This is a genomic window from Nocardia sp. NPDC046763 (assembly GCF_040645495.1).
Lineage (GTDB): Bacteria > Actinomycetota > Actinomycetes > Mycobacteriales > Mycobacteriaceae > Nocardia.
This window is the reverse complement of record NZ_JBEYYI010000012.1, coordinates 212493-225355: the sequence shown is the minus strand read 5'-3', so window position 1 is coordinate 225355 and position 12863 is coordinate 212493. Positions and strand designations below refer to the sequence as shown.

Below are 12863 nucleotides of genomic sequence, written 5' to 3'. Positions count from 1 at the left end.
TCGATTTATCGATGGCGGGCGGGTCCTGACGGACCTGCCCGCCCTGCTCTGTCTCGGATGCGGACGGGTGTTCTTCTACGCCGAGCGGCTCGACAAGGTGCGGGCCGCGATGAAGTCGACGACGTCCTGAGCGCTGCCGGGCTGTTCCCGCGTCGCGAGCGTCAGGCGATCCAGCGCGTCGTCGAGGCGGGAGCTCGGGCCGTGCTCGGCGAGCAGGACGGCGATGGCCTCCCAGGTGGCGGCAGTCGGATTCGGTTGCGCCAGTAGCTCTTCGAGATAGCTGTCGGAGTCCAGCAGGCGTAGGGCGCGGCGGGCGTGGGCGTGCACGCGCCGGGGCAGCTCTTCACGGATGATGTCGATGTCGCCGGGCTGGACGTGACCGGGCTGGTCGGGATCGAGGCGCACCGACCACATCAGGTTCGGGTCCTCGGGCAGTCCCTCGCCGGTGAGCAGACCCGGCCCCGCCGCGGCCTCGATCGCGAGCGGCGCACGGCCCAGGCGCTCATTGCGCCAGTTGCGGAATTCCCACCACGCCGTCGGGGTCGCCCAGGCCCCCAGCCCGAATCGGAGCATCTGCTGCCCACCGGAGAAGATGCGGAAGGTCCGCGTCCGCGCCACCGTGGCCACCCCACCCGGCAGCACCCGCACCCAGGTGGGCTCCGCCCCCTCAAACCCATACGGCTGCAGCAGTTTTCCCGTATCGCGCATCAAGCGGCGCAGCGCCGACTCCGGTTTGACCATCCCCGCAGAGTAGCGGTGCGAGCCGACAGGACGACGTAGCCCGCCATCCGCCCAGCATGCAGCGCGTCGCGACGAACACGCCGCCACTAACGGAGGTACGGAACAGGCTGGACCCAGTGGAATCCGCGAGAGATCCCGCGGAAGCGGTCGAGATCGACACGCGTCAGGCGCAAGCGGACCGGACGACCGGCCAGCTGACCATCCAGAACCAGCTGATCGGCCTGAGGCTGGTCGTAGTTCAGAACGGCGAGCTTCCACTGATGCGACAGGTCCTTCGTGATGGTCACCGTGTGCAGATCGGCATCGATCTCCACCGGGAAGGACACCAGCGAGTCGTCCATACGCTGCGCGGTCACCCCCTGCGGAACGTCGAAGATGAGGCGACGAAACCGGTCCGCCGGGCCGATGAGCTGCCCTTGCGGGGGTGTGGGCCGGAAGTCGACCAGCGCGGGGACCTCCTGGCCCGCGACCGTGTACTCGGTGACATCCCAGATGCCGTAGAGCGCCGAGTGCGGCCGGCCGTTCCCGTACGTCCGCCAGGCGTCATGGCCTTCGGTGAGGGTGGTGAACAGCACCCACATCCCCATCATCACCTGCGCTGCCACCAGGATTCGCCGCCCGCGCGGAGACGGGACCAGTGCCTCGGGCCCGCGCATGGGCACCGCGTGACCGGTCAGGGCGCGGACGACGCGCACGATCTCCGGGGCCGCCAGCACCGTCGCGTACACGAGCAGCTGGCCCGAGAGAATCTTCACCGGCACGTCGAAGGTGAGATTCAGCAGGAACACCTGGAGCGTCACCACGACCGCCAGGACCGCGCCCAGACCAGCGGTGAACGGCAGGATGAGCAGCACGCCTGCGGTGACTTCCGCTGCGCCCAAGGCGATTTCATACGGCTCCGAGCTGGCGGTCTGCGACCACAGCACCGCCATCGGGCTCAGATCGCCGAACGGCTCCACCAGTCGGTCCAGCGCGAACGCCATCTGCGAGGGCAGCAGTTTCGTAACGCCGTACAGCAGGAGGGCGCTCATCAGAGCCAGGCGCAGCACCAAACGGAACCACGCATACAGGCGCGCGTAGTGCGGCCGCCGCCGATCCAGCACCGACCACATCACCGCGATCGGCACCGCGACGACGAGCAGAGTGAACATCGACGCCCAGTTCGCGGCGGTATCACCGCTTCCCGTCAACGACCAATCGACGTGGACGCCGAACACATGCTCGCCCACCTGATCCGTGAGTGGATGCAGTGCCGTCCATTTCGCCACGCCCATCACGGCCTGCTGCGAGACTCCCACCGACCGGAGCAGCATGTGCAGCACCCACACCCCGGCCATGCCCACACCCAACACCACGAACGCGTACCGGAACATCATCCGCCGCCACGGACTCCAGCTCGGCTCCGCCAGCTCAACCGCCGTCGTGGCCCCCGCTTCGACGGCCAATCGCACAACCACGCCGATCCCTTCGACAGCTACCGCAACCGATTACCTTGCGGCGTTGAACGTTAGGTCGGCGAACAGCCGGGGCGTACCCGGCAAATCCATTGCCACCACACCCCCTGCCCCCCGGAACCGGGGCCGGGGGTGTGCGGGACTGTCTGGGCGCTTCGCGTGTCGGAGTTTGTCTCGCTAGACCTTCGCGCGGGTGTCCCGCTTCGAGCGCCGGAAAGTTCGCGTCCGCGCAACGGTGGCCGTACCGCCGGGCATCACCCGCACCCAGGTCGGCTCGGCCCCTCGAACCCGCACGGCTGCAGCAGTTTTCCTGTATTACGCACCGGGCGGCGCAGCGCCGACTCCGGTTCGGCCATCCCCGCAGACCAGCCGCGTGAACCGACAGGATCCCGTACCTCCCCATCCGCCCAGGATTCCGCGCGTCGCGCGGAACACGCCGCGCAGGCACACCGGGTGTGCCTGCGCGATCAGGTCATCCGGACGGACAAGGGCACCGTCAGTGGCCGGACCAGATGTCGTTCACCGTGGCCGCGTAACCGTCGTTGTTGGTCAGGGGCTGTAGGCCCAGGGCGGTGTCGATCGTCCGGAGCAAGCCGTACTGATCGGTGCGCTGGGAGCTGGTGTAGCCGGGCTTCACGGTGTTCTGCGAGCCGAGCACGATGGTCGGGACCCGGTTGGGGAACAGCGGGCCGAACGCCTTGGTGGCACCCTCGTCCCAGGTCAGGATGAGCAGCGAGCGCTGCTGCTTCCAGGCCGGGGAGTTCAGGATGGTGGGCAGGGTGGTGCTCAGCCAGCTGTCACCCGAGGCGACGCCGCAGCCCTCCATGTTGTGGCATTCGTTGCCGGCGAACCACACGAAGTTCGGGGTGGTGGCGGCGGATTGCAGGTCGGTCGTCATCTGCGTGAGCGGCTGCAGGTGCGCCGCGCAATAGCCCTGGTTGGACTTCATGTTCTGGAAGTACAAGAACGGCAGGTCATCCGGGTAGTACTGGCCGTGGGAGGCCTGGTCGCAATTCCCGTTGGCCTCTTCGGCGTAGCCCTTCCAGCTCTTGCCCGCCGCGTCCACGCTGTTGCCGATGTGGCGCGCGTCGAGGGTGGTCGTACCCACGCTGTTGTCGACCAGCCCGTACAGTCCGCCCGCCGCCAGCGCGACATAGTTCGGATCGCTCGGATGCGTCGTGGCGTAGGACTGGCTCAGCGTCGCGCCCTGCGGCCGCAGGCCGTTGATGTAGGGGGCCAGTGGATTACCGATGATTCCGGTGAGCCCGTCGTAATCCTGGTTCTCCAGGTAGACCACGAAGACGTGGTCGTAACCAGGCACCGTCGAGGCGGGTGCGGCCAGCTTCGGCGCGGGCAGTGCGGCGCCGATGGTGAACGACAGGTTGTCGGCGTAGCCGTCGTTGGTGTCGCCGTCGGTCCAGGTGAAGTTCAGCTGGATCTTCACCGCGCGCGTGCCCTTCGGCAGGGCGCCCTTCGTATCACGCTGCAGCAGACCTGTTTTCAGGCCGCGATCGATGCTGCTCACGTCGTCGCACTCGGCGGAACCGAGCTGGGACCCCGATGCGCTGAGGAACGTCGCCGTCATGTTGACCCGATCGTCCTGGGCACCGTATCCGCCCAGCCAGCCATTGAGATCGAAGCTCACGCCGCCCTGGTCGATGGCCGCACCCGCGGCCGAGACGTTGATGGTCTGCTCCATCTCGGCATTGCCGGTGCCACCGCCGGCGAAGAACTTCGAACCCCGGTTCGACGGACCCGGCGAGGACGCGTCCGGCCATCCGGGCTGTCCGTAGCACACCGCATTCGGCTCGCCGTAGCCGATATTCCAGCCCGGCAGGGTCATGCCGTCCAGCCCCTTCGGCGAGCACTGTGCCACCGCCTCGGCATCGCCATCCACGATCAGGTTCGGGCTCGTGACCGCGGCGTGTGCCACGGTCGGCGTGACAGCCGAGCCCCCGAGCACGGCCAGTGCGGCCGCCGCTGCGATAGCGAATAGTTTGCTGTAGTAGTTTCCAACGCCGTTGTGGCGCATACATGTTCCTTTGCGAGTCGACACCGAAATGCGCCCCGAATGAAACGTGTTTCAGATGTCGACTCGCCCTGTTACCCATGGCCAGGCGGTGAACACCGCCCACCGAATGGACACGCGTTCACCGCATGGAAACGCTACTGCCGCAAGCAGTTCGCGCAGTGGATGCTAACCCTTCGCCCGGGCGTCCCGCTTCGAGCGGGCGAAGTTGCGCATGATCGGCAGGTCGACCCAGTGGTAGAGCACCGCGGCGATGGCGGTGGAGAGGACCAGGCACAGCAGGGAGAAGCCCGCCCAGCCGAGAATGCCGAACTCCTTGCCGCCGATCAGGTATCGGGTGACCAGGACCATGACCGGGAACTGGATGAGGTAGAAGGCGAAGGACACATTGCCCAGCCACACCATGCGCGGGTGGGCGTTGAGGCCGCGGATGCCGGCCAGGTCTCGCGCCGCCATGGTGGCGACCACCGCGGTCATCGGGGGGAGCAGCAGCACGGACATCTTGTAGTTCACCGGCACCACCCAGGTCGCCGCGTAGGCGACGGTCAGCGCCAGCAGCGGCCAGGCGAGATTCGTATTGCGCCAACGACCTTCGAGCACCATGCGGGCCGCCAGCACGCCCAGGAAGAACTCCGGGAGGCGGGACAGCGGGAAGGTGTAGCTGAGCCAGTACGACGGAGACACCGGGATGTCGGGCTGCTGGAACCACGCCGGGGAGGCGTGCAGTTCGTAGTACGGCGACGTGTTGCCCGGAACCAGGCGCGGCGCAAAGGCATTCGCGATGCCCTTCGGGCCGTCCACCCAGAGGAAGTACGAGGTGTGCAGCGCGACGATGCCCAGCATCAGCAGGCCCATGGCCAGCAGCAGCCGGCGGGTCGGGATCCGCATGATGAGCGGCAGCAGCAACGGAAAGCTCAGGTAGAACAGCATTTCCGCGGCCAGCGACCAGGACGGCACATTCAAGCCGCCGACCGTGGTCCACTTCGGCACCCAGGTGTGCACCAGCAGCAGGTTCGGCACCCACACCACGGCGCGGTGCAGCGGCACACTCGCCACCACGATGAACGCGGCGGCCGCCAGCAGGTGTGTCGGGTAGATCTTCAGTACCCGCCGCCGGTAGAAGCCACTCACCGACATGCCGGGCCGGAACGACCAGTAGATGATGAAGCCGGACAGCACGAAGAAGAAGGTGACGCCCGCGGCCCCGAGCTGCATCGGGATCCACTCGTGGATGTGGCGGAACAGCGCCGACTTCTGGAACGGGTAGACCGGCAGGAACACCAAGGCGTGCAGTACGAATACCGCGAACGCCGCCCACCACCGCGCGCCGGTCAGCGAGGGCAGCGCGGGCCGCTCCCGCCGGGCGCGCTCGGCGACGGACTCGGTGAGGCCCTCGGTCCGGGCGGGCTCGGCGGCCCGGACCGGTTCGGCGGCCCGGGTGGACGGGACGGGCTGGAGAAGCTGCGTGGCGTACTGCTCCACCCCGAGCGCGGCGGAGGCCTCGCGCGGGGCGACTTCGGGTGGGCGGGTCATCGTGCGTACCTCTCGTACAGTGCGTTTGCTACCACGGCGTCGCCCTGCGGAGCGGGGTGGAACGGCAGACCGGCGATATTGACTTTCGGGTCGAACACTCCGTTGACCCACTGCTGCGGCGTACACAGCCCGTGCCCGGCGGTGAGCGCGCGGGCGTCGAGATATTCCAGGTTCAGCTGCGCGGCGGCTTCCCGCTCGGCCTGGTCGAAGCGATTGAGGTACTCGACGACGGTGCGGCCGCGCGGCTGGGTGGCCGGGACGCCGGCGATATCGAAGCAGATGGCGTCCTGGTCGGGCCGGAACAGCTCCGGGTAGCCGACGATCACGATGTGTGCGTTCGGGGCGTAGTACCGGATGTACGTGATGACCTTGCTGATGCGGGAGGCGTATTCGGCGCCGGTCACGTTCTGCGGGTCGACCATTCGGCCGGCGGCCACCGCGTCGGGACCGCAGCCGCCGACGACGTCGTAGAAGCAGTGCTCGATCGAGGTCCACGGGGATTGCGCCGCGCCGCCCCAGACGTCATTGAGGCCGAACTGCACCGTCACCAGTTTGGTGTTCGGTCCGAACGAGCCCGCCTTGTCGGCGTTGCTGGCCTGGACCTTCAGGGTGTACCCGTCCCCGGTGTCGAGCGACGCGCCCGGACACGACTGGTTCCACATCCGATCGGTGCCCTGCACGCCCATCAGCGCGCTCAGCTGCACCGGCCACGCGGTGTCGCCGTGGTCGCACTTCTTCTCCTGGGACAGCGGGTTCCAGCCGTTGGCCGTGAACGAGTCGCCCAGGATGACGAGTTCCTTCCCCTGCGGAACCGAATCCGCTTGCGCCCCCGATGTTCCCGTCATGACCGCGGCGAACGCGACCATCGCGGCACACAGCCACCGACCGTTGTTTCCCGACACGTATGTTCTCCGGTTTCGTCAGTAGCCTGCGCGGGGCTCGAACCCGGGGGCATCCAGGGTCGGCGGCGCGGGCTTGGGCGCCTGCTGGGTCTGCGGCGCGGGCTTGGGCGCAACCGGTTGTGCCGCAGGCGCTTCGGGCGCTGCGGGGGCCACCGGCTGCGGGGCGGGTGCTTCGGTGGTAGCTTCCGGGGCCGCGGCGGGCGCGGGGGCCGCGCTCGGCGCCGGGGCGGCGCTGCTCGCGGGGGCGGCCGAACTGCTCACGACGGCAGCGGTGGTGCTCGCCTGGGTGGTGGGCGTGTCGGCGGCCTTGTCGCTTCCGCACGCCGCCAGCGCGCCGATCAGCACGACCCCGCCGATGGCGGCCACCGCGGTGCGCGCGCCTGGGATACGGAACTTCATGGAACCCTCGAATCGCAAATTGAATGGTGAACTTTCACTTTTGCGCGGAGTGTACAAGAGGCCCCGAGGGCCGGAGTGCGGGATTCAGCAAACCACAAAACCCCTGGACGATCGGGAAACTCGACGAGGAGGCTATCAATGATCAACGGACCGATCGACGAAATCTCGATGGCATCAGTGTCCGTATCGGTCGTAGATGGCGTTGGCGACCACGGCGTCGCCCTGACTCGACGGGTGGAAGAACAGGCCGTCGAGATCGGCTCGCGGATCGAACACGCCATTCAGCCAGGGCTGCGACGAGCAGAGCCCATGACCGGTGGTGAGCGCGCGGGAATCCAGGAACTCGATACCCAACAGCTGAGCGGCTTCCCGCTGCGCCCGGTCGATGCGGTCGAAGTACTCCACCACCGCGCGACCGCGCGACTGGATGAACGGCGCGACGCCGCCGAGGCTGAGACAGACCGTGCTGCTGCCCGGGCTGAACAACTCCGGATAGCCGACGAACACGACGCGGGCGTTCGGCGCGTAGTACTTGATGTAGGTGACCGCATTGCTCATGCGCTCGGCCATCAATGCCCCGGACACACCGTTGTAGTCGGGCATCCGGCCCTGATCGACCGACTCCGGATCGCAGCCGTCGACAAGGTTGAACACACAGCCCTGCAACGACTTCCAGAGCGTCTGGTCGTTCTTGCCCCACTTGTCGTTGAGCCCGAACTGCAGCGTGACCACTTTGGTATTCGGCCCGAAAGCGCCTGCCTTGTCCGCTTTCTGAGCCTCCTGAGCCAGGCTCCACCCCGGGCCGCTGTCGATCGACGCGCCAGGGCAGGAAGGATCGGCCATCTCGTCGGTCCCGTACACGCCCATGAGCCTGCCCAGCTGCACCGGCCAAGCCGTCCGGCCGTGGCGCAGACAGCTGTTGCTCTCGTCGAAGAAGTCCCAGGCGTTCGCGGAGAACGAATCACCCAGGACCACCAGCTCTTTGCCCGTGGGGGCGGCATCCGGCGAGGCCGGATCCGCGTTCGCAGCGGCCACGGTCGACACCGAGGCCGCTAGCGCTACCGCGGCGACACACAGCCACCGCCCACCATTACCGAGCACGAACTGTCCAGCCTTCTCAGTAACCCGCACGCGGCTCGAATCCGGGCGCGTCCAGGGTCGGCGGCGCGGGCTTCTGCTGCTGCGTCTGCGGCGCAGGCTTGGGCGCGGCCGGCTGCGGAGCGACCGGTTGCGGCGCGACGGCCTCCGGCGCGACGGGCTGCGGCGCGGCCGGTTCCGTGGCGGCCGGCTGCGGCGCGGGTGCCTCGGTGGTCGGCGCGGGCGCGACGGTCGTCGGCGCGGGGGCGGCCGTGGAGCTCACGGATGTGGCGGCGGTACTGGTGGCACCGCCCGGCGAACTGTCGGACGACTTGTCGCTGCCGCACCCGGCAACGCCCGCGATCAGCAGCCCTGCGCCGATCACGGCCGCGGCGACACGGACGGCAAACACCCCCACCGGTGTTGAAGACTTCATGAGTACCTCGAATTCAGGATCTGAAGTGACGTCTATTCACTTCAGCGGGGAGTGTACAAAACGCGTTCACCCCACCCACCCCGATTCGGGAAACTGCCCCCAAGTTCGGGGGCATCGAACCCGATAACCCCTGGTCAAGCCCATCCCACCCAGTGGAACAGGTTCCAACGGAAGGTCACATCGGACCACCTCGCCAGGCCGCCCGGGTTCGCGTATCCAAGCACAGATTCCGGACGGAGGGGCCGCTATCGGCTTCCCCGGCCGGGCACCCGACACCACCCGCGCAACCCCACCTGCCAACGCATTCTCACCGGCGACGACTTCCCGCCCGGCCAACGGCAGTGCGCGACTATCGCGGTAAGGGCCAGGATTTCAACGGCTACATGACCCTCGCCGACATCTACCGGCATCCGGGACAGCACTACGACCAGCACCGAAAGCAGTTGACCACCAGGTCCGTTCGCGGATCCTGACCGTCGGGGCTAGCGGCAGCAGTTCGGGTCGAGGACGACGCACAGCGCCGCGAGGGACGCGCGCTGGGCGCGGTGGTAGGTGTTCATGCCACGGCGTTCGGACTCGACCAGGCCGGCCTTCTTCAGTTGGCCGAGGTGGTGACTGACGGTGGATTCGGCGAGGGTGACGGCTGCGGCCAAGTCGCCGGTGTTCTCCTCGCCGAGGGGGCTGGCGAGCAGCAGGGACAGAAGTTTCACGCGGGCCGGGTCGGCTATGGCCTTGAGGCGCAGAGCGATTTCCAGGGCGGCGGCGTCGTCGACGGGGCCGGCGGCGACGGGGGCGCAGCAGACCGGGGCGGACATGTCGATCACGGGCAGTGCCTTGGGCATGCAAACGAGATTACCCACCTTCTTGACATATGTCGAAATAGTGGCGCAGACTCGGTCACACCAGCTTTTCGACATATGTCTCACAAGTGGAGGTACGGTCTCATGTCCCGTGTTCAGCTCGCTCTCAATGTCGACAACATCGACCAGGCAGTGGCGTTCTATTCGACCCTGTTCCAGGCCGAGCCCGCCAAGCGCAAGCCCGGTTACGCGAATTTCGCGATCGCCGAGCCGCCGCTCAAGCTGGTGCTGATCGAGAACCCGGGGCACGGCGGCAGCCTCAACCACCTCGGGGTCGAGGTCGAGTCCAGTGACCAGGTGCATGCCGAGATCGCGCGACTCTCCCAGGCCGGGATGTTCACCGAGGAGCAGATCGCGACCACCTGTTGCTTCGCCACCCAGGACAAGGTGTGGGTCGCCGCGCCCGACACCGAGCGCTGGGAGGTCTACACCGTCCTGGCGGACAGCGAAACCTTCGGCACCGCACCGGTATTGGAATCCGGCGCAATCGCCGACGACGCACAAGCGATGGCAATCTGCTGCGGCACCACCGAAGAAGCCGCCGCCGACGGGGCTTGCTGCGGCAGCGCGGCAAAGGCGGATGCCGTGGCCTCCGGGTCATCCTGCTGCGGCTGAGCCCGCACCAGGTCGTTCACTAGGTGTTCGCTTGCCTGCGGATTCGATATCCATCAATATCGACGAGTGTCGAATCGAGTGCTTCCGCTGGCCGTGACCTCACCCGCGTGTGAGGTCACCCCCCTGGTCCGCGAACCGTTGACAGCGCAGGCCGCGACGGAGCTGGCCGCGGTGTTCAAGGCGCTGTCGGACCCGATCCGTTTGCGCCTGCTGTCGGTGATCGCCAGCCACACCGGACAGGAAGCCTGCGTGTGCGATATCTCCGACGGTTTCGACGTCTCCCAGCCGACCATCTCCCATCACCTTCGGGTATTGCGCGAAGCGGGGCTGCTGTCGAGCGAGCGGCGCGGGTCGTGGGTGTACTACGGGGTCGAAGCCGCCGCGCTGCGCCGGCTTTCGGCACTGCTGGACATCGCGCTCCCCGAGGCGGTGCTCCGATGAACACGCTCAAACGACGTTTGCTGGCCGAGTTCATCGGCACCGGCCTGCTGGTGTGCGTGGTGGTCGGCTCCGGCATCGCGGCCCAGCAACTGTCGGCACACGATGTCGGTCTCCAGCTGCTGGAGAACTCGACCGCCACGGTATTCGGGCTGGGCATCCTGATCCTGATGCTCGGCCCGGTTTCCGGCGCGCACTTCAATCCCGTTGTCTCGGCAGCGGATTGGTGGGCCGGACGCCGCCGCGGCACCGGGCTGAGCGCCACCGATCTGGTGGCCTATATCGGTGCGCAGATCCTCGGCGGGATGGTGGGGGCGGTGCTGGCCAACATCATGTTCGACCAGCCCGCCGCCCAGATCTCCACACATCACCGCGTCACCACCGGCCATCTGGTCGGTGAGATGGTCGCTACGGCCGGACTGATCGCGGTCATCTTCGCGCTCGCGCGCACCGGCCGCGCGGCGCTCTCGGCCGCGGCCGTTGCCGCCTACATCGGCTCGGCCTACTGGTTCACCAGCTCCACCAGCTTCGCCAACCCGGCCGTCACCGTCGGGCGTGTCTTCTCCGACACCTTCGCCGGGATCGCCCCCGCGTCGGTGCCCGCATTCATCGCCGCCCAAATTCTCGGGGCCGCGCTCGGTTTCGTCCTGATCGGGCTGCTCTACCCCGATCCCGTACCGGCGGACGACATCGTCACACCCCACAACGTCCAGACCTCCTGAAAGGCCGTCCCCGCCGATGACCGCCACACCCAGCGTGCTGTTCGTCTGCGTCCACAATGCCGGACGCTCCCAGATGGCCCAGGGCTTCCTCACCCACCTCGCCGGCGACGCGATCGAGGTCCGGTCGGCCGGGACCGCGCCCGCCGAGACCATCAACCCCGCCGCGGTCGAGGCGATGGCCGAACTCGGCATCGACATCACCACTCGGACACCGAAGATCCTCACACCCGACACCGTGCAGACCTCCACCGTCGTCATCACCATGGGCTGCGGCGACACCTGCCCGTACTTCCCCGGCGTCGACTACCGTGACTGGCAGCTCGACGATCCCGCGGGCAAGAGCGTTGCCGCTGTGCGGCCCATTCGCGATGAAATCCGCACGCGTGTAGAACAACTCATCGGCGAACTGCTGCCGGCCGGACGGACACCACTGTCCGGCCCTGAACCGGCCCCGACGACCACCTCTCGACCAGGAGCACCCGCATGACGGCCGCCCCCTACCAACCTGTGGAATCACCGGCCGTGTGGCACGGCGCGGATTTCGGCGATCCCGCCGAGTGGGCGACAGTGCTCACCGCTGCCCAGCGCCGGGAGATCGCCGATACCGCCCGTGCCGCCATTGCCGCGGGCCTGACCGCCGCGACGGTGCGACGCGAGGACTTTCCGCTCCCGGGGCTGACCGAGCCGCTGCGGGAATGGAGTGCCATCCTCGCCCACGGGCGCGCGTTCGTGCTCATCCGAAGCTTCCCGCAGGATCTGCTCACACCGGCCGAAACCGAGCTCGCCTATGTGGGCCTCGGGCTGCATCTGGGCACCCCGGTCAGCCAGAACGCCGCCGGCGATCTGCTCGGCCATGTGCGGGACGAGCGGATTGCCCGTGACAGCCCCGCGGTGCGGCTCTACACCACCAACCAGCGTCAGGACTTCCACACCGACGGCTCCGACCTGGTCGGGCTGCTCTGCCTGAATGCCGCGAAATCCGGTGGGGAGAGCCGCATCGCCAGCTCCCCGGCGGTCTACAACCACATCCTCGCCGAGCGACCGGACCTCATCGACGTCCTGCGGCAGCCCTTTCACTGGGACCGCAACGACGAGCAATCACCCGGCGAGACACCGTATTTCACGCTGCCCGCGATCCACGACATCAACGGCACGCCGCGGATCTTCTACATCGGCTGGTATATCCGCGACGCCCAGCGTCACCCGGACGTCCCGCCCCTGACCGACCTGCAGCTCGAAGCCATGCGGATGCTCGAGGACACCGCCAACGACCCGCGCTTCTACCTCCCGATGGAGTTCGCCCCCGGCGACGTGCAAATCCTCAACAACGCCAAGATCCTGCACTGCCGGGAGGCGTACACCGACCACGAGGACCTCGAACGGCGGCGGCACCTGCTGCGCCTCTGGCTCACCGCACACACCTTCGCCACCGTCGAGGATCTCCTCCGGGACGGCATCCCGCCGCGCCGCGACTGACCCGGAACAACCAGCACGCCTCGCGAATTCGCCGCCCGCCCGCTACTGCCTCGAGGTCCACAGATTCCACCCCGACGAGGCCGCCCGGCGGCGAGCGAGCATGTCCAGATGCGGAACGAGTGCGGCGAAATAGCGTTTCGCCTCGCACCGCCCGTCGCACGACTCGTGCGATTCCAGCCCG

15 protein-coding genes are annotated in these 12863 nt (G+C 67.7%); 6 read left to right on the top strand and 9 right to left on the bottom strand.

The features are described from left to right. Positions 1-75: 75 nt before the first annotated feature. The 8 genes from ABZ909_RS21400 to ABZ909_RS21365 form a co-directional block, all read right to left on the bottom strand. Positions 76-741, bottom strand: coding sequence for a hypothetical protein (locus ABZ909_RS21400; protein WP_357002240.1), 666 nt, complete (start codon positions 739-741; stop codon positions 76-78). An 86-nt stretch (positions 742-827) separates the two neighbouring features. Then, positions 828-2198: a DoxX family protein gene (locus ABZ909_RS21395; RefSeq protein WP_357002238.1), complete on the bottom strand. Its 1371-nt coding sequence runs from the start codon at positions 2196-2198 to the stop codon at positions 828-830. Between the two features lie 493 nt (positions 2199-2691). After that, positions 2692-4227, bottom strand: coding sequence for an alkaline phosphatase family protein (locus tag ABZ909_RS21390; protein ID WP_357002236.1), 1536 nt, complete (start codon positions 4225-4227; stop codon positions 2692-2694). Between the two features lie 165 nt (positions 4228-4392). Continuing rightward, entirely contained in the window at positions 4393-5757 is a 1365-nt protein-coding gene (locus ABZ909_RS21385) for an acyltransferase (protein WP_357002234.1), read from the bottom strand. Further along, entirely contained in the window at positions 5754-6659 is a 906-nt protein-coding gene (locus ABZ909_RS21380) for an SGNH/GDSL hydrolase family protein (protein ID WP_357002231.1), read from the bottom strand. Before ABZ909_RS21380 ends, ABZ909_RS21385 begins: the two co-directional genes overlap by 4 nt. Before the next feature lie 18 nt (positions 6660-6677). Next, entirely contained in the window at positions 6678-7058 is a 381-nt protein-coding gene (locus ABZ909_RS21375) for a hypothetical protein (protein ID WP_357002228.1), read from the bottom strand. 174 nt (positions 7059-7232) lie between these two features. Next, entirely contained in the window at positions 7233-8093 is an 861-nt protein-coding gene (locus ABZ909_RS21370) for an SGNH/GDSL hydrolase family protein (RefSeq protein WP_357002225.1), read from the bottom strand. An 82-nt stretch (positions 8094-8175) separates the two neighbouring features. Then, positions 8176-8571 (bottom strand): hypothetical protein, encoded by a 396-nt coding sequence (locus ABZ909_RS21365; RefSeq protein WP_357002222.1) that lies wholly within the window; start codon positions 8569-8571, stop codon positions 8176-8178. 341 nt (positions 8572-8912) lie between these two features. Here ABZ909_RS21365 and ABZ909_RS21360 point away from each other — a divergent pair, with 341 nt between their 5' ends. Continuing rightward, entirely contained in the window at positions 8913-9044 is a 132-nt protein-coding gene (locus ABZ909_RS21360; RefSeq protein ID WP_357002220.1) for a hypothetical protein, read from the top strand. Between the two features lie 9 nt (positions 9045-9053). On the opposite strand, the gene ABZ909_RS21355 is transcribed toward ABZ909_RS21360, so the two are convergent. Next, positions 9054-9413 carry an Rv2640c family ArsR-like transcriptional regulator gene (locus ABZ909_RS21355; protein ID WP_357002217.1) on the bottom strand — a complete coding sequence of 120 codons (360 nt, stop codon included), beginning with the start codon at positions 9411-9413 and terminating at the stop codon, positions 9054-9056. A gap of 102 nt (positions 9414-9515) precedes the next feature. Between ABZ909_RS21355 and ABZ909_RS21350 the strand changes: the two genes are divergently transcribed. From ABZ909_RS21350 to ABZ909_RS21330, 5 genes are all read left to right on the top strand, one after another. Then, entirely contained in the window at positions 9516-10046 is a 531-nt protein-coding gene (locus ABZ909_RS21350; RefSeq protein WP_357002214.1) for an ArsI/CadI family heavy metal resistance metalloenzyme, read from the top strand. Between the two features lie 66 nt (positions 10047-10112). Next, positions 10113-10487 carry a metalloregulator ArsR/SmtB family transcription factor gene (locus ABZ909_RS21345; RefSeq protein ID WP_357002212.1) on the top strand — a complete coding sequence of 125 codons (375 nt, stop codon included), beginning with the start codon at positions 10113-10115 and terminating at the stop codon, positions 10485-10487. Continuing rightward, the gene (locus ABZ909_RS21340) at positions 10484-11206 is read left to right on the top strand and encodes an MIP/aquaporin family protein (RefSeq protein ID WP_357002210.1); all 723 of its coding nucleotides are present in this window, start codon (positions 10484-10486) and stop codon (positions 11204-11206) included. The genes ABZ909_RS21345 and ABZ909_RS21340 overlap by 4 nt, the downstream gene beginning before the upstream one ends. A 16-nt stretch (positions 11207-11222) precedes the next feature. Continuing rightward, entirely contained in the window at positions 11223-11693 is a 471-nt protein-coding gene (locus ABZ909_RS21335; protein ID WP_357002209.1) for an arsenate reductase ArsC, read from the top strand. Next, positions 11690-12682 carry a TauD/TfdA family dioxygenase gene (locus tag ABZ909_RS21330; RefSeq protein WP_357002207.1) on the top strand — a complete coding sequence of 331 codons (993 nt, stop codon included), beginning with the start codon at positions 11690-11692 and terminating at the stop codon, positions 12680-12682. The genes ABZ909_RS21335 and ABZ909_RS21330 overlap by 4 nt, the downstream gene beginning before the upstream one ends. Positions 12683-12863: the final 181 nt, after the last annotated feature.

What these genes read in the sequence shown, in the direction of transcription:
- ABZ909_RS21330 (WP_357002207.1), top strand. Translation starts at nt 11,690, where the DNA reads ATGACGGCCGCCCCCTACCAACCTGTGGAATCACCGGCCGTGTGGCAC.
- ABZ909_RS21390 (WP_357002236.1), bottom strand. Translation starts at nt 4,227, where the DNA reads ATGCGCCACAACGGCGTTGGAAACTACTACAGCAAACTATTCGCTATC.
- ABZ909_RS21375 (WP_357002228.1), bottom strand. Translation starts at nt 7,058, where the DNA reads ATGAAGTTCCGTATCCCAGGCGCGCGCACCGCGGTGGCCGCCATCGGC.
- ABZ909_RS21355 (WP_357002217.1), bottom strand. Translation starts at nt 9,413, where the DNA reads ATGCCCAAGGCACTGCCCGTGATCGACATGTCCGCCCCGGTCTGCTGC.
- ABZ909_RS21365 (WP_357002222.1), bottom strand. Translation starts at nt 8,571, where the DNA reads ATGAAGTCTTCAACACCGGTGGGGGTGTTTGCCGTCCGTGTCGCCGCG.
- ABZ909_RS21340 (WP_357002210.1), top strand. Translation starts at nt 10,484, where the DNA reads ATGAACACGCTCAAACGACGTTTGCTGGCCGAGTTCATCGGCACCGGC.
- ABZ909_RS21385 (WP_357002234.1), bottom strand. Translation starts at nt 5,757, where the DNA reads ATGACCCGCCCACCCGAAGTCGCCCCGCGCGAGGCCTCCGCCGCGCTC.
- ABZ909_RS21350 (WP_357002214.1), top strand. Translation starts at nt 9,516, where the DNA reads ATGTCCCGTGTTCAGCTCGCTCTCAATGTCGACAACATCGACCAGGCA.
- ABZ909_RS21335 (WP_357002209.1), top strand. Translation starts at nt 11,223, where the DNA reads ATGACCGCCACACCCAGCGTGCTGTTCGTCTGCGTCCACAATGCCGGA.
- ABZ909_RS21400 (WP_357002240.1), bottom strand. Translation starts at nt 741, where the DNA reads ATGGTCAAACCGGAGTCGGCGCTGCGCCGCTTGATGCGCGATACGGGA.